Raw genomic sequence first — 339 nt, 5'->3', positions numbered from 1 at the left:
CCTGATGGACGCCCTGAATATCAGACAGGCGGTGTTTGCCGGTTATGACTGGGGGGCGCGTACGGCGGATATCGTTGCGGCGCTCTGGCCGGAACGGGTGAAATCGCTGGTCTCGGTGAGTGGCTACCTGATCAGCAGCCAGGCGATTGGCAAACAGCCTTTACCGCCGAAGGCAGAGGTTCAGTGGTGGTATCAGTTCTATTTCGCAACGCCGCGCGGTGCGGAAGGCTATGCTAAAAATACGCACGATTTTGCCCGGTTGATCTGGTCCCAGGCTTCGCCTGACTGGAAATTCAGCGATGCCACCTTCAATGCGAGCGCCAAATCCCTCGATAACCC

1 protein-coding gene is annotated in these 339 nt (G+C 57.8%); it reads left to right on the top strand.

The features are described 5' to 3' along the window. Positions 1 to 339 (top strand): alpha/beta hydrolase (locus tag RTW80_RS28060; RefSeq protein WP_312721398.1); only part of this gene is annotated, 339 nt, incomplete at both ends.

Source organism: Escherichia sp. AM3 (assembly GCF_032029835.1).
Lineage (GTDB): Bacteria > Pseudomonadota > Gammaproteobacteria > Enterobacterales > Enterobacteriaceae > Escherichia > Escherichia coli.
This window is presented reverse-complemented; position numbering and strand designations above follow the sequence as displayed.